The 24379-nt window shown below is 71.5% G+C and carries 27 protein-coding genes and 1 pseudogene; 9 read left to right on the top strand and 19 right to left on the bottom strand.

Features of this window, described 5'->3' with window-relative positions; genetic code table 11:
• Positions 1–102: 102 nt before the first annotated feature.
• On the top strand, positions 103–705 hold the full coding sequence (locus ABT041_RS17560; RefSeq protein ID WP_351184960.1) for a ScbR family autoregulator-binding transcription factor: 603 nt from the start codon (positions 103–105) through the stop codon (positions 703–705).
• Between the two features lie 94 nt (positions 706–799).
• Here ABT041_RS17560 and ABT041_RS17555 read toward each other — a convergent pair whose 3' ends face one another.
• The 6 genes from ABT041_RS17555 to ABT041_RS17530 all read right to left on the bottom strand — a co-directional run bounded on the left by ABT041_RS17555 (position 800) and on the right by ABT041_RS17530 (position 7248).
• Entirely contained in the window at positions 800–1843 is a 1044-nt protein-coding gene (locus ABT041_RS17555) for a DMT family transporter (RefSeq protein ID WP_351184957.1), read from the bottom strand.
• Between the two features lie 133 nt (positions 1844–1976).
• Positions 1977–3575: a class I adenylate-forming enzyme family protein gene (locus ABT041_RS17550; protein WP_351184954.1), complete on the bottom strand. Its 1599-nt coding sequence runs from the start codon at positions 3573–3575 to the stop codon at positions 1977–1979.
• 31 nt (positions 3576–3606) lie between these two features.
• Positions 3607–5376 carry an aminotransferase class I/II-fold pyridoxal phosphate-dependent enzyme gene (locus tag ABT041_RS17545; protein ID WP_351184951.1) on the bottom strand — a complete coding sequence of 590 codons (1770 nt, stop codon included), beginning with the start codon at positions 5374–5376 and terminating at the stop codon, positions 3607–3609.
• A gap of 148 nt (positions 5377–5524) precedes the next feature.
• On the bottom strand, positions 5525–5707 hold the full coding sequence (locus tag ABT041_RS17540; protein ID WP_351184948.1) for a DUF1272 domain-containing protein: 183 nt from the start codon (positions 5705–5707) through the stop codon (positions 5525–5527).
• 110 nt (positions 5708–5817) lie between these two features.
• A complete protein-coding gene (locus ABT041_RS17535; protein ID WP_351184945.1) occupies positions 5818–6213 on the bottom strand; it encodes a VOC family protein in 396 nt (131 codons plus the stop codon).
• Between the two features lie 63 nt (positions 6214–6276).
• Positions 6277–7248, bottom strand: coding sequence for an EamA family transporter (locus ABT041_RS17530; RefSeq protein WP_351184942.1), 972 nt, complete (start codon positions 7246–7248; stop codon positions 6277–6279).
• Positions 7249–7421: 173 nt separating this feature from the next.
• Between ABT041_RS17530 and ABT041_RS17525 the strand changes: the two genes are divergently transcribed.
• The gene (locus ABT041_RS17525) at positions 7422–8279 is read left to right on the top strand and encodes a LysR family transcriptional regulator (RefSeq protein WP_351184939.1); all 858 of its coding nucleotides are present in this window, start codon (positions 7422–7424) and stop codon (positions 8277–8279) included.
• Here the strand turns inward: ABT041_RS17525 and ABT041_RS17520 are convergent.
• The 3 genes from ABT041_RS17520 to ABT041_RS17510 all read right to left on the bottom strand — a co-directional run bounded on the left by ABT041_RS17520 (position 8266) and on the right by ABT041_RS17510 (position 12097).
• Positions 8266–8892, bottom strand: a complete 627-nt coding sequence (locus ABT041_RS17520) for a hypothetical protein (RefSeq protein WP_351184936.1) — start codon at positions 8890–8892, stop codon at positions 8266–8268. The two genes, ABT041_RS17525 and ABT041_RS17520, sit on opposite strands and share 14 nt — an antisense overlap.
• A 30-nt stretch (positions 8893–8922) precedes the next feature.
• Positions 8923–9195, bottom strand: coding sequence for a DUF2199 domain-containing protein (locus ABT041_RS17515; RefSeq protein ID WP_351184933.1), 273 nt, complete (start codon positions 9193–9195; stop codon positions 8923–8925).
• 109 nt (positions 9196–9304) lie between these two features.
• Entirely contained in the window at positions 9305–12097 is a 2793-nt protein-coding gene (locus tag ABT041_RS17510; RefSeq protein WP_351184930.1) for an FAD-binding and (Fe-S)-binding domain-containing protein, read from the bottom strand.
• A 51-nt stretch (positions 12098–12148) separates the two neighbouring features.
• On the opposite strand from ABT041_RS17510, the gene serC reads away from it, so the two are divergent.
• Entirely contained in the window at positions 12149–13267 is a 1119-nt protein-coding gene (gene serC / locus ABT041_RS17505) for a phosphoserine transaminase (protein WP_351184927.1), read from the top strand.
• Between the two features lie 63 nt (positions 13268–13330).
• On the opposite strand, the gene ABT041_RS17500 is transcribed toward serC, so the two are convergent.
• Positions 13331–14320 (bottom strand): SdiA-regulated/phytase-like domain-containing protein, encoded by a 990-nt coding sequence (locus ABT041_RS17500; protein ID WP_351184924.1) that lies wholly within the window; start codon positions 14318–14320, stop codon positions 13331–13333.
• Positions 14321–14390: 70 nt separating this feature from the next.
• Here ABT041_RS17500 and ABT041_RS17495 point away from each other — a divergent pair, with 70 nt between their 5' ends.
• Positions 14391–15239 carry an alpha/beta fold hydrolase gene (locus ABT041_RS17495; protein WP_351184921.1) on the top strand — a complete coding sequence of 283 codons (849 nt, stop codon included), beginning with the start codon at positions 14391–14393 and terminating at the stop codon, positions 15237–15239.
• Positions 15240–15374: 135 nt separating this feature from the next.
• Positions 15375–16055 carry a GDSL-type esterase/lipase family protein gene (locus ABT041_RS17490; protein WP_351184919.1) on the top strand — a complete coding sequence of 227 codons (681 nt, stop codon included), beginning with the start codon at positions 15375–15377 and terminating at the stop codon, positions 16053–16055.
• 4 nt (positions 16056–16059) lie between these two features.
• Here ABT041_RS17490 and ABT041_RS17485 read toward each other — a convergent pair whose 3' ends face one another.
• Positions 16060–16461 (bottom strand): carboxymuconolactone decarboxylase family protein, encoded by a 402-nt coding sequence (locus tag ABT041_RS17485; protein ID WP_351185360.1) that lies wholly within the window; start codon positions 16459–16461, stop codon positions 16060–16062.
• A 47-nt stretch (positions 16462–16508) separates the two neighbouring features.
• On the opposite strand from ABT041_RS17485, the gene ABT041_RS17480 reads away from it, so the two are divergent.
• Positions 16509–17039 carry a MarR family winged helix-turn-helix transcriptional regulator gene (locus ABT041_RS17480; protein WP_351184916.1) on the top strand — a complete coding sequence of 177 codons (531 nt, stop codon included), beginning with the start codon at positions 16509–16511 and terminating at the stop codon, positions 17037–17039.
• 1 nt (position 17040) lies between these two features.
• On the opposite strand, the gene ABT041_RS17475 is transcribed toward ABT041_RS17480, so the two are convergent.
• On the bottom strand, positions 17041–17895 hold the full coding sequence (locus tag ABT041_RS17475; RefSeq protein ID WP_351185357.1) for an aldo/keto reductase: 855 nt from the start codon (positions 17893–17895) through the stop codon (positions 17041–17043).
• A gap of 71 nt (positions 17896–17966) precedes the next feature.
• Between ABT041_RS17475 and ABT041_RS17470 the strand changes: the two genes are divergently transcribed.
• Together ABT041_RS17470 and ABT041_RS17465 are read left to right on the top strand one after the other, a co-directional pair.
• Positions 17967–19616 carry a recombinase family protein gene (locus ABT041_RS17470; protein WP_351184913.1) on the top strand — a complete coding sequence of 550 codons (1650 nt, stop codon included), beginning with the start codon at positions 17967–17969 and terminating at the stop codon, positions 19614–19616.
• Positions 19523–20098: a recombinase family protein gene (locus tag ABT041_RS17465; protein WP_351184910.1), complete on the top strand. Its 576-nt coding sequence runs from the start codon at positions 19523–19525 to the stop codon at positions 20096–20098. The genes ABT041_RS17470 and ABT041_RS17465 overlap by 94 nt, the downstream gene beginning before the upstream one ends.
• Positions 20099–20174: 76 nt before the next feature.
• Here ABT041_RS17465 and ABT041_RS17460 read toward each other — a convergent pair whose 3' ends face one another.
• The 5 genes from ABT041_RS17460 to ABT041_RS17440 all read right to left on the bottom strand — a co-directional run bounded on the left by ABT041_RS17460 (position 20175) and on the right by ABT041_RS17440 (position 22232).
• Positions 20175–20396, bottom strand: a complete 222-nt coding sequence (locus tag ABT041_RS17460) for a DUF7848 domain-containing protein (protein WP_351184907.1) — start codon at positions 20394–20396, stop codon at positions 20175–20177.
• Positions 20396–20599: a hypothetical protein gene (locus ABT041_RS17455; protein ID WP_351184904.1), complete on the bottom strand. Its 204-nt coding sequence runs from the start codon at positions 20597–20599 to the stop codon at positions 20396–20398. Before ABT041_RS17455 ends, ABT041_RS17460 begins: the two co-directional genes overlap by 1 nt.
• Before the next feature lie 88 nt (positions 20600–20687).
• Positions 20688–21521: a helix-turn-helix domain-containing protein gene (locus tag ABT041_RS17450; RefSeq protein WP_351184901.1), complete on the bottom strand. Its 834-nt coding sequence runs from the start codon at positions 21519–21521 to the stop codon at positions 20688–20690.
• Positions 21518–22042, bottom strand: coding sequence for a DUF6879 family protein (locus ABT041_RS17445; protein WP_351184898.1), 525 nt, complete (start codon positions 22040–22042; stop codon positions 21518–21520). Before ABT041_RS17445 ends, ABT041_RS17450 begins: the two co-directional genes overlap by 4 nt.
• Positions 22026–22232, bottom strand: coding sequence for a hypothetical protein (locus ABT041_RS17440; protein ID WP_351184895.1), 207 nt, complete (start codon positions 22230–22232; stop codon positions 22026–22028). Before ABT041_RS17440 ends, ABT041_RS17445 begins: the two co-directional genes overlap by 17 nt.
• Positions 22233–22400: 168 nt before the next feature.
• Between ABT041_RS17440 and ABT041_RS17435 the strand changes: the two genes are divergently transcribed.
• Positions 22401–23390: an aldo/keto reductase gene (locus tag ABT041_RS17435; RefSeq protein ID WP_121828235.1), complete on the top strand. Its 990-nt coding sequence runs from the start codon at positions 22401–22403 to the stop codon at positions 23388–23390.
• An 87-nt stretch (positions 23391–23477) separates the two neighbouring features.
• Here the strand turns inward: ABT041_RS17435 and ABT041_RS17430 are convergent.
• Positions 23478–23627: pseudogene (locus ABT041_RS17430) on the bottom strand (aldo/keto reductase); the annotation flags it as partial.
• A 165-nt stretch (positions 23628–23792) separates the two neighbouring features.
• Complete coding sequence (gene thpR / locus ABT041_RS17425; RefSeq protein ID WP_351184890.1) at positions 23793–24377, bottom strand: RNA 2',3'-cyclic phosphodiesterase; 585 nt, start codon at positions 24375–24377, stop codon at positions 23793–23795.
• Positions 24378–24379 lie beyond the last annotated feature (2 nt).

The following is a 24379-nucleotide window of genomic DNA, read 5'->3' as shown; positions in this document are numbered from 1 at the left end:
AGCATCGTGGCGACGAGGGACCTCGGTGGTCCCTCGGCAGCAAGAAATATACCTTCGGGAATGTATATTGCAAGGCGTTGGGAACGAGAGAGGCGGACAGGCATGACGACCCCCAGAAGCGAACCGAAACAGGAGCGCGCCCGGCGCACGAAGGTGCACATCCTCCAGTCGGCCGCCGAGCTCTTCTCCGAGCGCGGCTACGCGACCGTCACCCTCCAGGACGTGGCCGAACGCGCGGAGATGACCAAGGGAGCGGTGTACTTCCACTACACGAACAAGGAGGCCCTGGCCGTCGCGGTCGTGCAGGAGCACTACGCGCGCTGGCCCGAGATCCTCAAGGGCGCCGAGGGCGGCCACGAGGAGCCGTTCGACACGCTCGTCGCCGTCCTCGACACGGTCACCCGGGCGTTCGCGACGGACATCGTCGTGCAGGCCGGCGCGCGGCTCCAGATCGAGCGGGCGCTCATCGACGCAGAGCTGCCCGAGCCGTACGTCGGCTGGGAGGACTACCTCACCCGGCTGATCACCGAGGTCCGGGACGCGGGAAAACTGCGGGCCGGAGTGGAACCCCGCGCGGCGGCCCGCGTCCTGGTCTCCGCCTTCTTCGGCATGCAGCACATCTCGGACGTCCTCAGCCGGCGCAAGGACCTCATCGAGCGGCACGCGGAGCTGCGGGTCGTCCTCCTCGAAGGGCTGCGCGGCTGATCAGCCGCGTGCGCGCCGTGGGAGACCGGAAAACGGCGTGGCCCCCCACGGGTGTGGGAGGCCACGCCGTACGCGTTCAGCGCGTCGGGAGCGGTCAGGACCTGCTGCCCGACGCGACCGGCGCGGGAGCGGAAGCGGAATCCGTACCGGAAGCCGAACCGGAGCCCGAGCCCGAGGCGACCACGGGGGTCGGGGCGGCCGCGGCGGCCCTGGCGGCCACGCGGCGCAGGTACAGGTTGTTGAAGACGAGTGCCGCCGCCGTGAGCGAGGCACCGACGATCTGCATGCCGGCCGGGACGACACCGGTGAGGGCGGAGATCACGAACGCGGTGATCGGCACCACGTCCATGAAGAGGACGCCGTTCAGCGGGCCGAGGTAGCGGTTGCCGAAGTTCCAGCCGAGGACACCGACGAAGCCGGCGATGACGCTCATGTAGGCCAGCTGCGGCAGGATCGAGCCCACGGCGCCCGCCGTCGGGACCGGGACGCCGCCGGCGGCCAGGATGATCGCCGTGATCACGGCGGCGCTGGCGAGGCCGAGGACCGTGGTGATGGCGGTGTACTTGATCGGGGACCAGGTCGGGAAGTAGCTCGCGCCCGAGGTGTAGACGACCCAGCACAGGGCGGCGAAGAGCAGCAGGGCGTCGGCGCCGGCCTCCTTCGGGGAGGCGATCAGCTGGCCGATGTTGCCGTCGGAGACGACGAGGATGGTGCCGACGAAGGACATCGCGATGAAGACGAGCGAGAACTTCGGCGGGACGACCTTCTTCAGGACCCAGTTCACCAGGAAGCCCATCATGGGCATCGTCGCCATCATGATCGAGGCGTTGAGGGCGCCGCGCTCACCGATGAGGTCCTGGCCGAAGAAGACCAGGAACTGGAAGCCCGCGAAGCCGGCGGTGCCGAACAGCCAGGCCAGACCGATGCGTTCGCCCTTGAGGCGCAGCCCCTCCTTCCCCTCGCGGATCCGGAGGAAGACCAGGAACATCGCACCGGCGATGGTGTAGCGCATCACCGTGAAGGTGAAGGGGTCGATGTGCTTCAGGGTGGAGTCCATGAGGGGGAACATCGCGCCCCAGGACACCGTGGCCAGGAGGCAGAGGAGAACGCCTCGCGTGTACGTGTTCTGACTGTTCATGAGTCTTCCTGTCGGGCCTGAGCCGGATGGGAGGTGGTTTGTTGCCGGGGGGAAGAGGGGGGAGGGGGGCCGGGCCCCGCGGAGGGGGTGCGGAACCCGGCCCCGGGCGTGGCGTGGACGGACGGGGGCGGGGTCAGACCCCGGCCGGCTCCGGCGCGGGGGACTCCGCGGGACGGATGTCGAGCAGCGGCAGGACCGACTCCAGGAGCTGGGCGGCCCGGACCTTGCCGGTCGGGCTGTACGGGATGGCGTCGACGGGCACGACGTACGCCGGGAGGCAGGGCACCCGGCGGGCGCAGGCGGCGCTGACCGCCCGGTAGCCGCTCTCCTGGCGCTCGGGCGCGACGGGGGTGAAGGGCACGACGAGCACCTCGCCCGCGCCGGGGAGGCTCGTCCGCAGGACGGCCGTCTCGCGGACGCAGGGCAGGTCCATCAGATCGGCTTCGAGGCCGAAGATGTTGACGTCGAGCGGCTTGCCGGCCTCGGCCTTGGCGACGCCGTCGTTGCGGCCGGTGAGTTCGAGCCGGCCCGCCTCGTCGACGAGCCCGCTGTCACCGGTGAGCAGGAAGCGCTGCGTACGGCCGCCGTAGTCCAGCGTCATGAAGTCGGGCTCGCTCGTCGCGTAACTGTCCATCAGCTGGTAGCTGGCGATGGCGACCCGGCCCCGACTGCCCTTCGGCAGCGGCTTGTTGTCGGCGTCGAGGACGACGACGGTGTTGCCGGGCATCGGGCGGCCGGAGCGGCAGGGCGCCACGTGCAGTTCCTCGGGGCCGATCATGACGTTCACGCCGGTCTCGGTCGTCCCGTAGTAGAGGTGCAGCACCGGGCCGAGGCGGTCCCAGGCGTTGTTGATGACCCACCGGTTGAGGTGCCGGCCGCCGGAGAGCACGAAGTGCAGGCGGGAGGTCTTGTGCAGGTGCTCCGAGTTCGGGTGCGCGACGACCCGGGCCAGGACGGGCGGCACCATGAGGGTGGTGGAGACGCCCTCGTCCTGGATGATGCGGATGAGCTCCTCGGCGTCGTCGTGCGGGCCGAGCACGACCGTGCCGCCCAGGGTGAGGAAGATCCGCGCCCAGCCCGGCCCGGAGGCGTGGTAGAGCGGGACGGTGACGAGGTGGACGTCCTCTTCGTCGAAGGCGTACTGGTCGACCAGGTCGGCGAAGCGGCGGGCCTCGAAGGAGGTGCGGCGGACGACCATCTTGGGGACGCCACTGGTGCCCGAGGTGAAGGAGAAGGCTTCGAACGGCTGCTCCACCGGCTGCGGTTCGCCCGGTGCCGACACGAGGAGGTCGGTGAAGCTGACCGAGACGGTCTGGCCGTCGGGCAGGCCCGCGGGCTCGCTGTCGATGAATATGTCGAGTATGTCCCGGCCGCCCGGCCAGCCGCACTCCTCCACGAGCCCGCGGTGGGCCTTCGAGGTGATGACGACGGTCGGCTCCAGCTGGTCGAGCGCGGCGCTGGTCGCGACGGGTCCCGCGGTGTAGTCGAGGCCGACGCAGGGGATGCCGAGGGAGCTGACGGCGGCCATGGAGACCACGAGCTCCCAGCTGTTCTCGGCGAGGAAGACCGCCCGGGCGGGCCGGGCCTCGGGCAGCAGGTCCTGGATGGCGCAGGCCACCCGGCTGACCTTGTCGGCGAAGCTCGCCCAGGTCATGCGGGTCTCGCCGTCGACGACGGCGACGCGCTGGGGCCAGCGGGCGGCGTGCTTGCGGATGTCCGCGATCTTGATCATGAGTTTCCCCCTCGGGATCTGGACGGGCGGATCAGCTGGTGGCGACGGCGGTCGCGGTGGCGGTCGCGCGGGGCGGGACGGTGGCCGCGACGGGCGCGGTGGCGGTCGCGAGGGCCGGGACGGTGGCCGTGGTGGTGACCGTGGCCGCGGTGGTGAGGTTGGCCGCTGTCGTGACCGTGGCCGCCGTGGTGCCGGTCGCCGAGACGGCGGTGGCGGCACCGGCGAGCTGTTCGGTGGTGACGCTCTCGACGGTCAGGTGGTCGGCGGTGGCCGGCACGGAGCCGGTGACGGCGGCCTGGACGGCGAGTTCGCGCGCGGAGACGGTCGGGTTCCGCAGCGTGTAGATCTCGCAGCCGCTGGAGCGCAGCTCGTCGATCTGACTGAGCGTCCGCTCGCAGAGCTTCTCGCCGGGCACCGTGATGGGGATGCCGGGCGGGTAGGCGATGATGAAGTGCTCGGAGGTGCCGGTGGCCAGGGCCGCGGAGGCGCTCCGGTACGTGCGCTGGATGGTGCGCAGGGCGTCGAGGAGGCGCAGCAGGGTGGCCTCGTCCACGCCGATGTGGATGTGGAAGAGGACGGCGTCGCCGCTCTCCCGGGCCACGTACAGCGCGTACTCGTCGAAGAGCATCCGGCGGAAGTCGGCGGCCGTGATGCCGAGGGCGCTGATGTCGACGAGGACCCGGGTGGGGTCGTCGCTGACGAGCTGCGCGGCGTCGGTGAGGTGGCCGTCGGGGCCGAGCGGGCGGTACGCGGAGAGCCGCGGGTCCGTGGCGAGCTCGACGCGCAGGGTGCGGGCGAGCCCGAGGGAGCGGCCGAGGAGCGACTCGCCTTCGGTCTCGGCCTGGAGCCGGGCCAGGTCGAGGCTGGCGAGGACGGGCCAGCTGGGTGAGGTGGTGTGGTGCTGGAAGAGGGCTTGGGCGGTGCGTTCCTGGGCCTCGCCGTCGCCGATGAGGTGCAGGTAGGAGCCCTGGCGGAGCGCGGACATCGACTTGTGCGCGGAGTGGGTGACGGCCACGTTCATGGCGAGTCGGGGGTTCTCGGCGCGCAGCGTCTCGACGGCGTGGAGCGCGGTGAGCGGGCGCAGCCGGGGGTGGAAGCGGTGGGCGGCGCCCCAGGCCTCGTCGACGAGGACGGAGACGGTGGGGTGGACGGCGGCGAGCTCGGCGAGGACGGTCGGCAGGTCGTACCGGACGCCGTCGTAGGAGACGGCGGAGAGGACGACGGTGTCGAAGGGCCGGCCCTCGGCGGCGGCGGCCCGGAACATCTCCAGGAGCCGGGGCAGGTCGGCGTACGTCCGGGGGCAGCCGTCGCAGCAGCGCTGCATGGGGGCGTACGCGACCTGGACGCCGAGCGAGTTGAGGGCGAAGTGCACCGACTGGTGGCAGGACCGGTCCGCGAGGACGCGGGAGCCGGGCTGGGTCAGCGCCGTCAGGGCGACCCGGTTGGCGGTGCTGGTGCCGGCGGAGAGGAAGAAGGTGGCGTCGGCGCCGAAGCTGCGGGCGGCGAGGCGCTGGGCCTCGCGGAGCGGGCCGCGGGGCCGGAAGAAGGAGTCGAGCATCGTGCCGCTGTAGGACACGTCGGCCGCGAGCTGCGCGACGCCGAAGAGCGCCTCGTAGGTCTCCCGCATGTGGGAGTCGCGGATAGACCGGCCGTGCGAGAGCGGCAGCGCGTGGAACGTGGCGATGTCCCGTCGGGCGACTGCGAGCACGGCGTCGGCGAGGGGGGTCCTGCCGTCCGGGTGGGCCCCGGGACGAGCCGGCAGTGTCGCCGGCTCCGGAGTGGAGCTGGTGGATGCGGTCATGCCCCCATGAAATAAAAACCTTCGCGAAGGTATCAACTGTCATCAGCGACGCTGATGGACGGATGGGGTGGCGGGGGCCGCAGGGCCGGGGGAAACCCCCGGCCCACCAGCGAGGATGGCCGTTCGCGGCCGGGAGGGCGGGGCCGGCCTAGGCGACGGCCCGGCGCGGGCGGGGGACGAGCTCGCCGCCGCAGTTGGGGCAGACGTCGTTCATGGCGTCGGCGCAGGGCACGCAGTAGCTGCACTCGTACGAACAGATCCGGGCGGGCCCGTCCGCCGTCAGGGTCGCCGTCTCACAGCGCTCGCAGCGGTCACGCATCTCCAGGGCCATGGTCGGCTCCCCCTCTTCGTACGACTGACAACGTCCGAGAACGAGTCCATGATCGGGAGCGGCCGCCCGCCCGGGAAACAGCCCGGTGGCCAAGGATCGAAGGGATCGGGTCAGGCCGCCCCGGCAGGTCGGTGCCTGACGAGGCAGAACGGGTGGCCCGCCGGGTCCGCGTAGACCCGCCAGCTCCGCGTGCCCGAGCCGTCGTCGAGGAGCTTCGCGCCCTGCGCGAGGACCTGCTCCTGGGCCGCGTCCAGGTCGGGCACCCCGAAGTCGAGGTGGGACTGCTGGGGGCGCTCCGGGCCCGGCCACGTCGGCGGGCGGTGGTCGGCGACGCCCTGGAAGCAGAGGACGAGCCCGCCGGGCGCGTGGAGCGTGGACCAGGACTCGCCGAGGGACCAGCGGGGGTCGGGCCGGTCGACGTCCCCGCCGAGCACCGCCCGGTAGAAGGCGGCGAGTGCGCGGGGCTCGGGGCAGTCGAGGACGATGCACTGGAGGTCGGCGATCACGGGCGGAGCTTAGGGGGCCGGCCACGGCCGGGTCCGGCTCGTCATGGAACCGGCCCGGGAACCTCACCCCTCCTGGCGCGCCCTTCGGGACTGCGTGCGGACCGCCCCCATGCTCGCCCCGATGACCAGGGCGATCGCCAGCGCGTCCGTCGCGGACAGGGCCTGGCTCAGGACGAGGAAGCCGGCCGCCGCCGCGATGGCCGGTTCCAGGCTCATCAGGATCGCGAACGTGGGCGCGGGCAGGCGGCGCAGCGCGAGCAGTTCCAGCGTGTACGGGAGGACCGAGGACATCAGCGCGACCGCGAGGCCCAGACCGATGGTCGACGGTACGAGGAGCTTGTCGCCCGCCTCCGCGATCCCGAGCGGCAGACTGAGCACCGCACCGAAGGCCATCGCGAGCGCCAGGCCGTCCGCCTGCGGGAACCTGCGACCCGTGCGCGCGCTGAACACGATGTACGCCGCCCACATCGCGCCCGCCGCGAGCGCGAAGCCCGCGCCGAGCGGCTCGAGGCGGTCGAAGCCGCCGCCCCCGAGGAGCACGACGCCGCCGAGCGCGAGCCCCGCCCAGAGGAGGTTCACGAGGCGACGGGAGGCGACGACCGAGAGGATCAGCGGGCCGAGGACCTCCAGGGTCACGGCCGCACCCAGCGGAATCCGGTCGGCGGCCTGGTAGAAGAGGATGTTCATGCCCGCCATGGCGGTACCGAAGGCGACGATCGTCCCCCAGTCGCCCCGGCCGTAACCCCGTACCTTCGGCCGGCACACGATCAGCAGCACGGCGGCGGCGAGCACGAGCCGGAGCGTGACGACCCCGAGCGCTCCCGCGCGGGGCATCAGCAGGACGGCGACCGCCGAGCCGAACTGCACGGAGAGCCCGCCGGCCACCACGAGGGCGACGGGGCCGAGCCGGTGGCTGGTGGCGGCTGCGGAAGAGCGGGCCGCTTCTGCCTGCGGGGCCGAGACCGGGGATGAGGTCCCGGTCGAGACCGGTGCCGAGACCGGCGCCGGTGTCGCTTCCTTGACCGGACTGTCCACCGGGGCTCCTCATCCGCTTGCGCAGTTAGTTCAATGGGCTGGACCCTCAGTCCAGAATAGTGCACCCCCGTCGCGGCCGCAGCCGGTAATTCCCCTCCCCCGTCACCCACCACGCTACGAGCCCTCGCGCGGCACCGGAAATGCCAATTGCGCTGCGGTTATGCTCCGGACGCATGAGCATCGAGCTACGCCACCTCCGCTGCTTCCTCGCCATCGCCGAGGAATCCAGCCTCACCAGGGCGGCCGCCCGGCTCCACCTCACCCAGCCCGCCGTCTCCCGCACCCTCGCCGCCCTGGAGCAGCACCTCGGCGCCCGGCTCGTCGACCGCTCCACCCACCACCTGGCCCTCACCGCCGAAGGCCGCGCCTTCCAGGACCGGGCGGCCGCCGCCCTCGCCGCCTTCGACGCGGCCGTCGACCCCGCTCGGCTGCGCCACCGGCCGCTGCGGCTCGGACACGCCTGGTCGGCCTTCGGCCCGTACACCACCCCGCTGCTGCGGCGCTGGCAGCGGGCTCATCCCGAGACCCCGCTCGAACTGCTCCGCATCGACGACCGCACCGCCGGGCTCGCCCGGGGCGAGGTCGACGCGGCTCTGCTCAGGGGCCCGGTGGACGCCCCCGGCCTGGTCACGGAGGAGCTCGCCACGGAAGACCGCGTGGCCGCCCTGCCCGCCGACCACCCGCTCGCGGACCGTCCCCGGCTCGCCCTCGCCGACCTCACCGGAGAGACCGTCGTCCTCAACACCGTGTCGGGCACGACCACGCTGTCCCTCTGGCCGGCCACCGCCCGCCCGGCCGCCACCCTGACGGTCGCCAACACCGACGACTGGCTCACCGCGATCGCCGCCGGCCGGGGCATCGGGGTCTCCTCCGCCTCCACGGCCGCCCTGCACCCGCACCCGGGCGTCGCCTACCGGCCCCTCCCGGACGCCCCGCCGCTGCCGGTGGTCCTGGCGTGGCGGGACGCCTTCCCGCACCCGGCGACGGAGGCGCTGGTGGCGATGGCGCGGGAGATCGTCAGCGGGGGCTGACCACCTGGGCCACGGCCTCCCGCCGCAGGGAACGCCAGACGTGCCGGGCCCAGGCGTGCTGTTCCGCGTCCTCGTACGAGCAGAACAGCCCCGCCGCCGAACCGCCGGGCTCCACCGCGTACGCGTGGAACTCGTGCCGCGTCCGGCCCGTGTCCTGGGGCGTGAACCAGAAGGCGTGCCGCACCCCGCCGCCCGGCAGGCGCTCGGTGTGCTGCTGCCCCTCCCCCGCCTCGGGGGCCCCTGCGAGGAGCGCGGCGAGGAAGTCCTCGGCGTCACGGCCCGGTTCGGTGTCCTGGAAGAGCCCCACGGCGACGCTGCGGTCCGCCGCCGCGAACTGGTCGGCGCCGTTCTCGAACCGGGCGGAGAACCCCGCCGTACGCTCCACCCGCCACCCGTCGTCGAGATCGGTCCGCACGGGGACCGGCAGGGGGTGGGGGAAGCGGGCGAGGACGTGGTCGCGATCCCAGACCTCGCTCAGGAGGCTTACGGCCACCGGCTCGTGCCCCTCCACGAGGTACGGCAACTCCTCGGGGTCGGAGATCCGCCCCGTCATCTCGGCGCCCAGGACCCCGGCGCCCCACGGCTTCACCTTGTTCGCGAGGCGTCCGCGCACGGTGAGCTCCGGGTAGGCGGCGTCGTCGTCTCAGACGGCGGCGGCGTGCCGGAAGGTCTCCTCGTCCACCTCCATCCAGGCGCCGAGGACGAGTTCGGTGTCCCCGGTGAGCCGCACCGGCAGCAGACACCGCACGAAGAACCCGGCCCCGTCGAGCGCGAGGAGCGCACTCGGCCCGGGAGACCGCCGCGCCTCCTCGGGCAGCTCGAAGGCGACGTCGGGCAGCCCGAAACGAACGTCGATCCGCCGCTCGTCGACGAGCGGCTCACCGCAGCAGGAACAGGAGGCGGGGGAAGCACTCATCCCCGCACTCTAGGCAGGCCGGGCCGGGCGGGCGGCACCGGGCGGGCGCCACGGGGCCGCCGGTCGCGCCGCACCGGCCGGTCGGGCCGCACCGCACCCGAGGTCGGCGTCAAGATTCGGAAGCTCTTCGTCCGCTGTCGATCCCCTCCGCCAGCACCTCCGCCAGATGCCGGCCCCGGAAGTCCGTCAGGTCCCCGATCTGTGTCCTGCACGAGAAGCCGTCCGCCAGGACCGTCGCTTCCCCGGCCGTCCGCAGGGCCGGGAGCAGCTGGTCCTCCGCGCACGCCACCGAGACCTCGTAATGACCCGGCTCGAAGCCGAAGTTGCCCGCAAGGCCGCAGCAGCCGCCCGCCAACTCGCCCGTCAGGCCCGCCCGTTCCCGCAGCCTGCGGTCCGCCGCGTCGCCCAGGACCGCGTGCTGGTGGCAGTGGGTCTGGCCGGTGACCCGGCGGTCCAGGCGCGGCGGGGTCCAGTCGGGGGCCAGCTCCTCCAGGGCCTCCGCGAAGGTGCGGACCGAGGCCGCCAGGCGCGCCGCGCGCGGGTCGTCCGGCAGCAGGTCCGGCAGGTCGGTGCGGAGGGTCGCCGCGCAGGAGGGTTCCAGGACGACGACCGCTCCGTTCACGTCCGCCATCACGTCCAGCGTTCGTGTCATCACCTTTCGCGCCGCTCCCAGCTGGCCCGTCGACACGTACGTCAGGCCGCAGCAGACCCTTCCCGGCGGCAGCTCCACCCCCAGGCCCGCGTCCTCCAGGACCCGGACCGCCGCCTCGCCCACCTCGGGCGCCAGGTGGTTCGTGAACGTGTCCGGCCACAGCGTGAGGGAGGGTGCCCGGGTCGAGGCCCGTTGGGCGAACCAGTACGCGAAGGGCCTTTCCGCCACCCTCGGCATCGTCCGCTCCGGCGTCACCCCCGCGAGCCGCGCCGCGAACGGCAGCCGCATCGCCGCGTTCAGGCCCCGCCCGAAGTGCGCCAGCCAGCCCGGCAGCCGGCCCATCGTCCAGTGCGAGCGCGGTCGCGCGAACGGCCGGCGCGCGTAGTGCCGGTCCAGGAACTCCGCCTTGTACGCCGCCATGTCGACGCCCACCGGGCAGTCGCTGCGGCACCCCTTGCACGACAGGCACAGGTCGAGCGCCTCCCTGACCTCCTCCGAACGCCAGCCGTCGGTGATCACCTCGCCCAGCGCCATCTCGTGCAGCAGCCGCGCCCGGCCGCGGGTGGAGTGCCGCTCCTCCCCCGTCGCCCGGTACGAGGGACACATCACGCCCGGGCCCGTGCTCGGGCCTTCCACCCGGCACTTCGCCACTCCCACGCAGCGGGCGGCCGACCTCCCCAGGCCCACGACCGGCAGGCCCTCGAAGCGGAGGCCCTCGTCCAGGGGGCGCGGCCTGACCAGGATCCCCGGGTTGAGGGCGCCGTCCGGGTCCCATACGTCCTTGACCGCGCCGAAGAGGTCGACCAGCTCCTGGCCGTACATCCTCGGCAGCAGCTCGGCCCTCGCCTGCCCGTCCCCGTGCTCCCCGGAGAGCGAGCCTCCGTGGGCGACCACCAGGTCGGCGACCGCCTCCGAGAAGCGGCGGAAGTCCCGTACGCCCTTCCCCGTCCACAGGTCGAAGTCGATGCGGACGTGCACGCAGCCGTCGCCGAAGTGCCCGTACGGGGTTCTCCTGAGGCCGAAGTCGGTGAGGAGCGCGCGGAACTCCCGGAGGTACGCGCCGAGCCGGGGTGGCGGGACCGCGCAGTCCTCCCAGCCGGGCCAGGCCTCGGCCCCTCCCCCGGACTCCGTCCGGGAGGTGCCCCCAGGCATCCGCGTCGCCGTCCCGGCCGCGTCCTCCCGGATCTGCCACAGCGCCCGCCGGCCGGCCGCCTCCCGTACGACGGTCGCGTCCACGGCGTCCGCCGCCTTCACCAGTCGCGCGGCGGCCGACGCTCCGTCGACCTCGCAGAACAGCCAGGCCCCGCCACGGGGGAGCCCGGACGCCCCGCGGACCAGGTCGGCCGCCATGCCTTCGACGGTGAGGGGGCCGTAGGGGAGGAGGCCGGCCGCCGCTTCCGCCGCCGCACTCTCGTCGGCGTATCCCAGGACCACCAGGACCGGATCCGTGGGGAGCGGGACCAGGGAGACCGTCGCCTGCGTCAGTACGCCCAGCGTGCCTTCGCTGCCGCAGAAGGAACGGGCCACGTCCACCCCTCGCTCGGGGAGCAGTGCGTCCAGGGCGTAGCCGGAGATGCGGCGCGGCAGGCCCGGTGGGTAGCCGGTGCGGAGGAGGGCCAGATGGCGGTCCACGAGGTTCAGGAGGTCTGGTGGGGCGCCCCGGCCGCCGGGGCCCAGTGTCAATCCGTCGCCTCGGTACGTCACCACTTCGAGGGAGCGCACGTTGTCCGCCGTGGTCCCCCAGGCGACCGAGTGCGCCCCGCACGCGTTGTTGCCGATCATGCCGCCGAGGGTGCAGCGGCTGTGCGTGGACGGGTCGGGGCCGAAGGTCAGGCCGTACGGGCGGGCCGCCGCCCGCAGCCGGTCCAGGACGAGGCCCGGCTGGACGACCGCCGTGCGCTCCGAGGGGTCGAGCGAGACGATGCCGCCCATGTGCCGTGTGAGGTCGAGCACGACGCCGGTGCCCGTCGCCTGGCCTCCGATCGAGGTCCCGGCGCCCCGCGCGACGACGGGCGTGGTGCCGTGCGCCCGGCACACCTCCAGGACGGCGGCGACGTCGGCGGCGTCGCGCGGGGCGACCGTACCGGCCGGAACGCGGCGGTAGTTGGAGGCGTCCATCGTCGCCAGGGCCCTCGCGGTGACGGAGAAGTCGACGTCTCCCGCGACCGCCGCGCGCAGGTCGGAGGCCAGTCCGGACGCGTGTTCCTGGTGTCTTCCCACCAACCCAGGATGTCTCAGTCCTCGTCTCATCGGGCGGACATCCGGCGACCGGCCCCGCCCCGACCCGATACTCTCCGCCTCGTGGCTGAGATCCAGATTCCCGCTGACATCAAGCCCGCCGACGGCCGTTTCGGCGCGGGCCCCTCCAAGGTGCGTACGGAGGCGCTGGACGCCCTGGCCGCCACCGGCACCTCCCTCCTCGGCACGTCCCACCGCCAGGCTCCGGTCAAGAACCTGGTCGGCGAGGTACGTGCCGGCATCTCCGACCTCTTCTCGCTGCCCGAGGGCTACGAGGTGATCCTGGGCAACGGCGGCTCCACCGCCTTCTGGGACGTCGCGACCCACGGCCTCATCGAGAACAAGTCGCAGCACCTCACCTTCGGCGAGTTCTCCTCCAAGTTCGCGAAGGCCGCCAAGCTGGCTCCCTGGCTTGCCGAGCCGACCGTGATCTCCTCCGACCCGGGCACGCACCCGGAGCCGGTGGCCGAGGCGGGCGTCGACGTCTACGCGTACACGCACAACGAGACCTCCACCGGTGTCGCCGCCCCGATCAAGCGGGTCGCGGGTGCCGACGAGGGCGCGCTCGTCCTGGTCGACGCGACCTCCGGCGCGGGCGGCCTCCCGGTCGACATCACCGAGACGGACGTCTACTACTTCGCCCCGCAGAAGTCCTTCGCCGCCGAGGGCGGCCTGTGGCTCGCGGCCTTCTCCCCGGCCGCCCTGGAGCGGGCGCAGAAGATCCACGCGTCCGGCCGCCACGTCCCCGAGTTCTTCTCGCTGCCGACCGCGATCGACAACTCGCTGAAGAACCAGACGTACAACACCCCGGCGCTCTCGACCCTCTTCCTGCTCAACGAGCAGCTGAAGTGGATCAACGGCCAGGGCGGTCTGGACTGGGCCGTGGCCCGGACGAAGGAGTCCTCGGACGCGCTGTACACCTGGGCCGAGGAGTCCAAGTACGCCTCCCCGTTCGTGACGGACGCGGCGAAGCGCTCGCAGGTCATCGGCACGATCGACTTCTCCGACGACGTCGACGCGGCGGCGGTCGCGAAGGTGCTGCGCGCCAACGGCATCGTGGACACCGAGCCGTACCGCAAGCTGGGCCGCAACCAGCTGCGCATCGCGATGTTCCCGGCGATCGACCCGGCGGACGTGCGCGCCCTGACGGCCTGCATCGACCACGTCATCGGGAAGCTCTGAACCGTACGGCCGTAGGAGGCCTGGGAGGGCCCGGCATCGTCGATGCCGGGCCCTTCGGCTTGTCTATCCCTTGCGGAGCAGGCGTTTGACGCCCACGACGAGGACGGTCGCTCCTGCCAGGACGAGGAAGCCGGTGGTGGCGCTTCCGCTTCCCTGGTCGTTCTCGCCGGCCGCTGCCGGGGGCTTCGGCGTCCCGGCCGGTGCCCGCGTCGGGCTTGCCGTGGGGTTTCCGGAGGCGCGGTCCACCCGCACCACCCGGCTGTTCCTGCCCTCCGTGCCGAACATGAAGGCCGAGCCGTCGGTCGTGTACGTCACCGACTCGGCCTGCCCCTGGAAGGGGGCGCCGACCGCCGTGCCCTCGTCGGCGAGGCGGCCGTCCTTCCACCTGTACTCCTTGGCGCTGAAGTAGCCGCGCAGGACGAGCCGGTCGCCGTCCGGGGAGAACGCGCCGTCCGTCACCCAGGGGACCTCGCCGACGCGCCGGAAGACGTTCGTGCCGGACGCGGAGAGGTGCTCGGGACCCGCGTACAGGCCGCCGCCGTCCTCCTTCTTGCTCGCGATGTACACCCGGCCGGTCTTCGGATGGACCATCAGGGCCTCGGCGTTGCGGGGCCCGTCGGCGTACTTCACGACGTACTGCCGGGCGTGGACCGTCTGGTCCTTCAGTTCCTTCGGCTCGGGGAAGCGGTAGATCCAGACGTGGTCCCAGGAGCCGTCGCGGTTGTCGCCGATGTCGCCGACGTAGAGGTCGCCGTCCGGGCCGACGGCGATCGCCTCCATGTCGCGGGGGGTGCCGACGCCGGCCATGGTCAGGGTCGCGACGGTCTCTCCCGTACGGGAGTCGATGCCGTAGATCAGGGGCGCGTCCTGGTCGTTGTGCGTCCAGTAGATCCCGGGGTGGGCGCGGCTCGCGGCGAGGCCGCTGGACTCGGTGATCCGGGAGTCCTCGATCGTGAAGTCCCGGTCGGGTTCCTGCCCTTCGGCACGGGCGAGGCCGGCCGGGAGCAGCGCCAGGGCAGCGGCCGCGCCGAGGGCGCAGAGAGCAGATCGCATGGATCAAGCCTGCCACGACGGCACGGAAACCTGCTTGACCTGCTCCGAAGCCGCTGTCATGGTCGCGCCCATGCCTACGTTCTCCGCTCCCGACGGGACCCTGCTCGCGTACCACGCGTCCGGTTCCGGCGACCCGCTGATCTGTCTGCCCGGCGGCCCCATGCAGGACTCCGTCTATCTCGGGGAGCTGGGTGGGCTCGACGCCCACCGGACGCTGATCCGTCTCGACCTGCGGGGTACGGGTGCGTCCGGGGTGCCGGAGGACCCGGCCTCGTACCGCTGCGACCGGCTCGTCGAGGACGTGGAGGCGCTGCGGGTGCACCTCGGGCTCGACACCGTCGACCTGCTGGGGCACTCGGCGGGCGCCAACCTGGCGGCGCTGTACACGGCCCGGTATCCGGAGCGGGTGGCCCGGCTCGTCCTGCTGACCCCGGGCACGGCCGCCGTCGGGCTCGACACGACCGGGGAGGAGCGGCTCGCGGCGGCGCGGCAGCCGTGGCGGGAGCGGGAGCCGTGGTTCGCGGAGGCGTACGCGGCGCTGGAGGAGCTGGCGGCGGGCCGCGGTTCGGCGGAGACCTTCAAGGCGGTCGCGCCGTTCTTCCACGGGACCTGGGACGAGGCGGCGCGGGAGCGGAACGCGGCCATGGTGCGGCAGCGGAACGGGGAGGCCGCGGGGGTCTACGGCAGTGAGGGCGCCTTCGAACCGGAGGCCACGCGCGCGGTGTTCGCGGAGTTCGACCGTCCGGTGCTCGTCGTGGCCGGGGAGGGCGACGCGAACACGCCGGAGCCGACGGCCGGCGCGTACGCGGGTCTGTTCCCGAAGGCCGAACTCGCGGTTCTGGCGGGGGCGGGGCACTTCCCGTGGCACGACGACGCGGAGTGGGTCGCGGCGACGGTCGGCGGTTTCCTGACGCGGTGAGCGCGCCCGTGTCCCGGATCGCGTCATCGCGGACCGTTTCCCGGATCAGGTCGCGCTCCCGTTCCCGGACCAGGACGCGCTCCCGTGTCCCGGATCACGTCGCAGCTCCGGGACACGGTCCGCGATGATGTGACCATGCGTTTTCTGTTCGTCGGCGACAGCATGACCATCGGACGCGCCGGCGACTGGACCTGGCGTTACCGCATGTGGGAGCACCTGGAGGCGACGCTTCCCGGCGGGTACGAGATCGTCGGCCCGCGCTCCGGTCTGTACGACCCCGCCGCCGACGCCCCGGCCTCGGAGGCGTACCCCGATCCGGCGTTCCCCGCCGCCGCCCGGCGTCATCTGGCCGGGTGGGGCGAGGGCTGGCTGCACATGGCGCCGGTGATCGGCGAGACGGTCGCGGCGACGGGGGCGGACGTCCTGCTGATCTCCCTGGGCCTGATCGACCTGGGCTTCTACACCAACAGCGACCAGACGGAGGAGAACGTCCGGGCGTTCGTGGCGGCGGCGCGGGATGCGAACCCGCGCGTCCGGGCCGTTCTCCTGCCGGTCATCCCGAACGTGCGCGCCGGGTACGACGCCGCCTTCGCCGCCGAGTGCGCCCGCTTCAACGAGCTCCTGGCGAAGGCGGTCGCCGACCTGGACTCGGCGGCCTCGCCGCTGCTGCTCGCGACGGTTCCGGAGTCGTACGACCTCCGGGTGGACACGTACGACGGGACGCACCCCGGCCCGAGCGGCGAGCGCAAGCTGGCGGGGGCGTTCGCCGACGCGATGCACCAGGCGTGGGGCCTGGGCGGCCCGTACGCCGTCTGACCGGTCAGGCGGCGCGGGTGAGACGGTTGGCGAAGGTGGACACGGTGTACGTGCCGACGCCGAGGACGACCTCCAGGGCGTTGCGGCGGGTGTAGCCGGCCTTCTCGAAGGCGGCGAGGTCCTCGTCGCCGACGGCGCCGGAGGAGGCGAGGACGCGGAGGGTGAACGTCCGCACGGCGGCGAGGCGTTCGGCGTCGGGGGCCGGGCCGAGGGCGGCCATCTTCGCCTCGTGCATGTCGACGCAGAGGTGGCACTGGTTGCGTTCGGCGACGGTCAGGATGACGGTCTCGCGGGAGTGCGGGTCGAGGGTGGTGGACTCGAAGATCGCACTGAGCGTGAGGAAGCCGTCGAGGGTCTCCGGGGACTCCTTGAGGAGCGCGACGGCGGCGGCGGTGCGGGCGGACATGTCGGTGCGTGCGGACAAGACGGTTCCCCCTGACTAGAATGGACAACATGGTTGACCATGTCGCTGGAGAAAACGTAAACCAGGTTGTCGATTCTGGCAAGGGGGTGCCCCGTGACACCCCCGGATACGAGCTGCCCCTGCTCCTCTTCGGCGGCTTCCGCACCCTCATCGACCGGCTCCACGCGCGCCTCGCCGACGAGGGCCACCCCGACATGCGCCCGGCCCACGGCTTCGCCATGCAGGCCATCGGCGTCCACGGCACCACCGCCAGCGACATCGGCCGGCGCCTCGGCGTCTCCAAGCAGGCCGCCGGCAAGACCGTCGACCGGCTGCTCGCCCTCGGCTACGCCGAGCGCGCCGACGACCCCGCCGACGCGCGCCGCAAACTCGTCCGGCTCACTCCGCGCGGCTACGACGCCCTGGCCCGCTCCGCCGCGATCTTCGACGACCTGCGCGCGGAGTGGGCCGCCACCCTCGGCACGGACCGCGTCCGCGACATGGAGGCGGCCCTGCGGAACGTCGTCCCCCCGGAGACGGCGTTCCGCCTGGACGCCACGAGCTGGCTGGGAACGCCCTAGATCACCAGGCGAAGGCCTCCGGGGACGGGCCCGGGCCCGGGAAGATCTCGTCCAGGCCGGCCAGCACCTCCTCGCCCAGCTCAAGCTCCAGGGCGCGCAGGGCGCCCGCCAGCTGGTCCGGGGTGCGGGGGCCGACGATCGGGCCCGTGACACCGGGACGGGTGAGCAGCCAGGCCAGCGCCGTCTCGCCCGGCTGGAGGCCGTGCTTGTCGAGCAGGTCCTCGTACGCCTGGAGCTGCGCCCGTACGGCCGGGTCGGCCAGGGTGGCCGCCGCGCGGCCCTCCGTACGCCGCTTGCCCTCGGTCTCCTTCTTCAGGACACCGCCGAGCAGACCGCCGTGCAGCGGCGACCAGGGGATGACGCCCAGGCCGTACTCCTGCGCGGCCGGGATCACCTCCATCTCGGCGCGCCGCTCGAAGAGGTTGTAGAGGCACTGCTCGCTGACGAGCCCGACCGAGCCGCGCCGGGCGGCGGCCTCGTTGGCCTGGGCGATCTTGTAGCCGGGGAAGTTCGAGGAGCCCGCGTAGAGCACCTTGCCCTGCTGGATGAGGACGTCGACGGCCTGCCAGATCTCCTCGAAGGGAGTGGCGCGGTCGACGTGGTGGAACTGGTAGACGTCGATGTGGTCGGTGCCGAGCCGCTTGAGGCTCGCCTCCACCGCGCGGCGGATGTTGAGCGCCGAGAGCTTGTCGTGGTTGGGCCAGGCCTCGCCGTCGGGGCCCATGTTCCCGTAGACCTTGGTGGCGAGGACCGTGCGGTCACGGCGCCCGTCGCCCTTGGCGAACCAGGAGCCGATGATCGACTCCGTACGCCCCTTGTTCTCCGCCCACCCGTACACATTGGCGGTGTCGAACAGTCTATTTTGACGCCGCGTCTGCCGGGGCCCTAGCGTCGATCCCCAAGCACCACAGGGGATGGGGAGAGCAAGTGGCAAGAGTCCTGGGAGTGGTCCGCCTGTCGAAGGTGTCGGACGAGACCACATCGCCGGAGCGCCAGCGCCGATCGATTCAACGATGGGCCGACCAGGAAGGGCACGTCGTCGTCGGGTGGGTCGAGGACATCGACGTATCTGGCGGTGTCGAGCCGTGGAAGCGCCCGGAGTTCGGCAAGTGGCTGCCGTCCACGATCGGCAAGGAGGTCAGCTCGATCGAGCACCGGATCGCGCTGGATGAGTCCCGGGCCGACGAGTACGACATCATCTGCGCGCTGAAGCTGGACCGCCTCTCACGGCGCGTGCTCCACGTGCACACGCTCGTGGAATGGTGCGAGAAACACGGCAAGGAGGTCGCCACCGTCGAGGACGGGATCAACCTGAACACGCAGATGGGCAAGCTGCTGTTCGGCCTGATCGCCTCCTTCGCGGAAGGGGAGCTCGAAGCCATCAAGGCCCGGGCGAAGTCCTCGTACAACCACCTGGTGAAGGAAGGCCGCTGGCGGGGTGGCCGTATCCCGTACGGCTACCGGGCGGAGAAGCAGGACACCGGTGACGGTTGGCGGCTGGTCCCGGACGACTACGGAACGGACACCGCTGGAACGCTGCGCGAGATCGTCCGCCGACTCATCGAGGGCGAGTCGGCGAACAGCATCGCCCAGTGGCTCAACGAGGACCCGACCAAGACCCCGGTGTCGCTAGATGCCCAGCTCATCAGGAACGGCAAGCCCCCGAAGGGCGGCCGGTGGACCGCCGCGAACACAGCCAAGGTGGTGCGCTCCCTGAACGTTCTCGGTCAGATGGAGGTGACGGAGGAAGTCGTCGTTGACGGCCAGAAGACGAAGCGAACCCGCGTCGTCCGTGACACGGAAGGGCGCCCCCTCCAGCGGGCGGAGCCGCTGATCACTCAAGAGGAGTGGGAGCTGGCGAACAAGAAGCTGGACGAGAACACCAGCAAGCGCAACGGCAACAGGAAGGGCGGCTCTCCGCTTCTCAGGGTCGCGTTCTGCACCTGTGGTGAACCGGCGTACCTCGGCCCGGGGCGGAACTGGCCGTACTACCGGTGCGCCTCGCGGACCACACACAAGCCGTGCCCCACAGGCAGCAAGGGCATCGCGGCGCACGTCCTGGAGGGAGCGGTCGAGGAGGTCTTCCTGCGCGCGGCCGGCGATGTCGAGATCGTGCGGAAGGTCTTCCGCCCGGGTGTGGACTTCACACGGGACATCGAAGAGGTCACCCGCGCTCTGGCAGAACTCCGGGAGGACCGCGAAGCCGGTCTCTACTCCAGCGAGCTGGGCAAGCAGGAGTACCGGGAGACTTACAAGCGGCTGGACGCGAGGCGCGAGCAACTCATGGCCCAACCCACCCGCCCGGACAACTGGGAAAAGATCCCGACGGGCGAGACCTACCGGGAACGCTGGGCGAAGCTGTCGACCCAGCACGAGAAGGGCAGGGAACTCCGGGCAGCCGGCATCAAGGCGGTCATCCACTCGGAAGAGCTCCCGCCCATGACGGCCGCGCAAGCCATGGCCCCCGAGGGGCACGACGGCATGTGGCAGGAAGGGAAGGACCGCGTGCAAATCCTGATCCCGATGGACTTCAAGCGACGCGTCCGCGACTTGGCGGCGGTACACAGCGAAAGCTGACCACCTCGCCGCTGCACGACCGGAGGGCCTTACAGCGGGCCCTCCCGCGCTCTGTAGAATTCCGGCCAGGTCACCGCGGACCGGGCGACGTCCTGTGCGTGTGGAAGCTTGACCGGCTCGGCCGGTCGCTCATCGACCTCGTGTCCATCGTCGACGGCTTGCGCGAGCGCGGCATAGGTTTCCGCGTGCTCGACGGTGCACTCTCCTCCGTCGACACCACATCGGCCGACGGCCGGCTGTTCTTCCAGATCATCGCGGCCATGGCGGAGTTCGAACGGTCGCTCATCAAGGACCGCACACGGGCCGGGCTGCAAGCGGCCAGGGCGCAGGGCCGTACCGGCGGCCGGCCGTCTGTGGTGAACGAGGACGTACTGACCGTGGCCCGTGCGAGGAAGGCCGAGGGAGAGAGCATCAGTGCCATCGCCAAGGCCCTCGGAGTCTCCCGAGCCACGCTGTACCGACACCTGGGAGAGAGCGCCTGAGTCAGGCGCACAGCAGTTCAGACAGGCCCCCGGCTACGTCGGGGGCCGTTGCCGTACATGGACGTACAACACTGCCCTACTCAGCCCGCACCACCATGGCGAATGACGTACAGATCCGCCGGAAGCCGCGATGGTTGCTCAGGCCTGTGTGGCTCATGCACTCGACGTCGACCGCCGCGCTGTCCGGCGAAGGCTCTGCCTTCCACTTGCAGTGCAGGCACTCCGCTTCGAAGGTCACGTCCGTGTCCGGATGCCGCATGATCCGGTGCGTCACGAACCGCAGGACCGTGCGAGCCATCACTCGGTCCCGTGGTCTTCCCGGAGGTGCGTGCGGAGTACGACGTTCGCGTCCGTCGCCTTCGAGTAGTCGCCGACCGATCGGGCGTTGGCTCGGGTCACGGCGACGCCGAGGCACTGCCGACAGCCCGCGACGGGGTTCGGTTCTCCTGTGGGAAGGGTCAGGTTCACCGGCCCTGCCATCGTCGTCTTGGGTGTGCTCATCCGTGCGACCTCCCGACTGTTCGCCTGCCGAAGGATGATCCCCCGGGGTGCGCACGGGATGGCGCTTCAGTCGCGTAGTCGACTGAAGTCATGCACGGCAAGCAGCGGACCACTCGGCGAGCCGCGCCCGGAGATCTTCGCCGAAGAGGGCGTGCTCCTCGTACCCGGCGAACTCCTTCAGGTACGCCTGAACGTCTCGGCCGTCGCGGAGTACGAGACTTCCCGCGGTCGTCTCGATGGTGACCAACGCGGCGTCGTAGATGGTGAACGTGCTCAGAGGGGTTCGGGGCGTCGGTGCCCCTACGGGGATCACCCCGATCTGAACGTTCGGGAGGTAGGACAGGGACGCCAAGCGGTCCATCTGCTCGGCCAGCGCCAGTGGGGAGACGACCGGCCAGCGAACCGCCTGCTCGGTCAGAACGAACGTGAACCGCTTCGAGGCGTCGTAGAGGACGGCTTGCCGTCCCAGCTTCCCCGCCACTGCCTTGCTTGTGTCGGCCGTCGAGTGGGCCAGGCTCGCCCGTACGTACTCCGGTGTTGCCAGCAGGCCGGTGACCATCGAGAGCAGGAAATACCGCATCTGCGTGGAGGACGCTTCGAGCGACTTCAGCTCGGCCTGCCTCGTGCCGAGCCCCTTGCGCCGAAGCTCTCGGACGTTCCGCCACTCGGTGTTCGCCATCCTGGCGAGGGCAGAGACCTCGGCGACCAGTTCCGGCGGAGCGTCAAGCGCTCGCAGGATCTGCTCGACGTCGACCAGGGACGGCCGTGTCCGGCCGTTCTCGATGCGAGACACCTTCGACTGGGACATGTTGCAGCGCGCCGCGAGCCGGTCCCCAGAGAGGCCGGCTCGCTTGCGCAAGTCCCGAAGCAGAGAGGCGAGTTCGGTACCAGACTCGCCAAGCTGCTCAGCTTCGAACGTCACTCCGTCACGCGCTCCGCGTACTCCAGGAAGGGAACCGACTCGGAAACGGCGATGCGCTGCCACTCGACGAACGGCGCAGGGTCACCTTCGTACAGTTCCCGGCTGATCTGCGTGCCATCGCCCTCGTAGCGCATCAGGACGACCGTCGAGCAGTCGAACATCCAGAAGTCCTCGACATCCGGCAACGGGTTCTCTCGCTCGGTCACGTCCAGGATGCGGATGTCCTCCCCGGCGAGCACGTGCGGGGCGTAGTAACGCGAGAACTCGAAGCGCAGGTACTCGGAGAGCGGTCGAGTCAGGACATGCACTCGCCCCTTACTCCTCCCCTCGCCGCGCAACCGCCTCAGATCCTCCGTGTACGCGGACGAGTAGGTGTGGGGGTCGACGCGCTTGCCTGCGCGGAAGGCTTCGAGCTCTTCCGCCTCCTGCGGTACGAGGTACTGGGGCAGGGTCTCCAGTCGCCACGCTTCCGTCCGGAAGCCTCGGAGCGTCGCCCGCCACTCGTCACCATCCAAGAGCACGAACGGCCTCCCGAAGAACGCTCTCGGGGATCTCCACGAGCCCTTCCCCCTGCGGGGGCGTGAAGGCGTCGGACACGTCGCCCTGAACCACGATGGAGCCGGAAGTGGTGCGGTAGACGTTCGGGCAGTCGTCCTCTCCGCACGTGCCGTTGCCGTTGCCGGTGAGCCGAGTCAGTTCTTCGCGTGCCATGCGAACTCCCGTGACTTGTCGGCCCGGCGGGGCCGCCTGAGACGACCGTACGGGGGCCGCTCGCGGCCGTCCATGCACGGACGTGACTTATGCGCGTTGTCGCATAAACGGGCGGCTGAGTGGTCGGCTCTTGCTTGGAGTGGGCTCGAAGCAGTTGGCTTGTGCCTCATGAAGTACACGCAGCTCGGACGCACCGGACTCAAGGTCAGCCGACTCGTCCTCGGCACGATGAACTTCGGCCCGCAGACAGACGAACCGACAAGTCACGGCATCCTGGATGCCGCGCTGGACGCAGGTCTGAACTTCGTAGACACGGCCAATGTGTATGGGTGGGGTGAGAACAAGGGCCGCACGGAGGAGATCATCGGCTCGTGGTTCGCGAAGGGCGACGGCCGTCGTGACAAGACCGTCCTCGCCACCAAGGTCTACGGGAACATGGCCCCGGACGGTGATTCCTGGCCCAACCACGACAAGCTCTCGGCGCTGAACATCCGCCGTGCCGTCGATGCGAGCCTGAAGCGCCTCGGTACGGACTACATCGACGTCTACCAGTTCCATCACGTCGACCGGGCGACCCCCTTCGAGGAGATCTGGCAGGCCGTCGACGTCCTGATCCAGCAGGGCAAGATCCTCTACGCCGGCTCCTCCAACTTCCCCGGCTACAAGATCGCCCAGGCCAACGAGATCGCCGCCCGGCGCGGCTCGGTCGGCCTCGTCAGCGAGCAGTGCCTGTACAACCTCTTCGAGCGGCGCGCCGAGATGGAGGTGATCCCGGCGGCCCAGGAGTACGGGCTCGGGGTCATCCCCTGGTCGCCCCTCCACGGCGGTCTCCTCGGGGGCGTCCTCAAGAAGGACGCCGAGGGCAAGCGCCGTCTGGAGGGCCGGGCGGCCGAGACGCTCGCCACGCCGGGGGTGCGGGCACAGTTCCAGGCGTACGAGGACCTGCTCGACAAGCACGGTCTCCAGCCCGGCGAGACGGCGCTCGCCTGGCTCCTCACCCGCCCCGGCGTGACGGGCCCGATCGTCGGCCCCCGCACCCCGGACCAGCTGGCGGGCGCGCTCCGCGCGCTGGAGCTGGAGCTGAGCGACGAGGTCCTGTCCGCCCTGGACGAAATCTTCCCGGGCCCGGGTCCCTCCCCGGAGGCCTTCGCCTGGTGATCAGCTAGCCGTACGTACGGTGGTCGTCGCCCCTTCGCCTTGGGCGGCGACCACCTCTTACTCAAGCCGGCGTTAAAGTGCCTACTTCGCCGTGTCGAAGAAGTTGAGCCCCGCGTCGAGGGCGGTGTCCATGATGGCGTGACTGGTGGCTTCGTCCGTCTGCGGTCCGAAGTTCATCGTCCCGAGGACGAGTCGGCTGACCTTGAGTCCGGTGCGTCCGAGCTGCGTGTACTCCATGGGCGTCAAGCCAACTGCTTCGAGCGCACTCGAAGCAAGGGACTTCCCACGAGAGGGGTCGGGGTACTACTGACCGGCCAGCGAGGCCACCGCGATGATTGCGAACATCAGTACGAGCACGCCGGCCATGATCCGGTTACGGGTCTTCGGGTCCACCCGACGAGGTTAACCCGAGTGCCCCTCGCGCCCCTCAAGGGGCCAGGCACCGACCGTCTCGTACCGCGGCTGCGCGCCCGGCACCCCGCCCCCGGGCAGGTTCGACCGTACGAGCGCCAGCTCGCCGACCTGCCACCGCGCCCCCTCGAACCCGCCGAGCTCGTCCACGAAGGCACCGAGCGCCACCCCGTCCCCCCGCGCCCGGCCCACGGTCAGATGCGCCTGGTAGCGGCGGTGCTCGTCCATCGGGACCCCGGCGCGGCGCGCGGCGGCGTCGGACCGCTCGGCGAGGAGCCGCAGCGTGTCCAGATCCCCGGCGACCCCCGCCCACAGCGCCCGCCGCCCGAAGTGCCCGCCGCCGTGCAGCCGCAGCGAGAACGGCGGCGTCCGGTGCGCGGCCCGCTCAAGGCGTACCCGCAGCTCGGGCAGCAGCTCCTCCCCGACCTCCCCCATGAACGCGAGCGTGAGATGCCAGCCGGGCCGCGCGGTCCACCGGAGCCGCTCCGCTCCGGGCAGCCGCCGGAGCCGCCCGACGACCTGCCCGAGCTCGTCGAGCCGCTCCTCCGGCGGCACCACCGCGGCGAAAAGCCTCATGG

Source organism: Streptomyces sp. NPDC002825 (genome assembly GCF_040295385.1).
Lineage (GTDB): Bacteria > Actinomycetota > Actinomycetes > Streptomycetales > Streptomycetaceae > Streptomyces.
The sequence above is the reverse complement of the archived record's forward strand: the minus strand, read 5'-3'. Positions and strand labels throughout refer to the sequence as shown.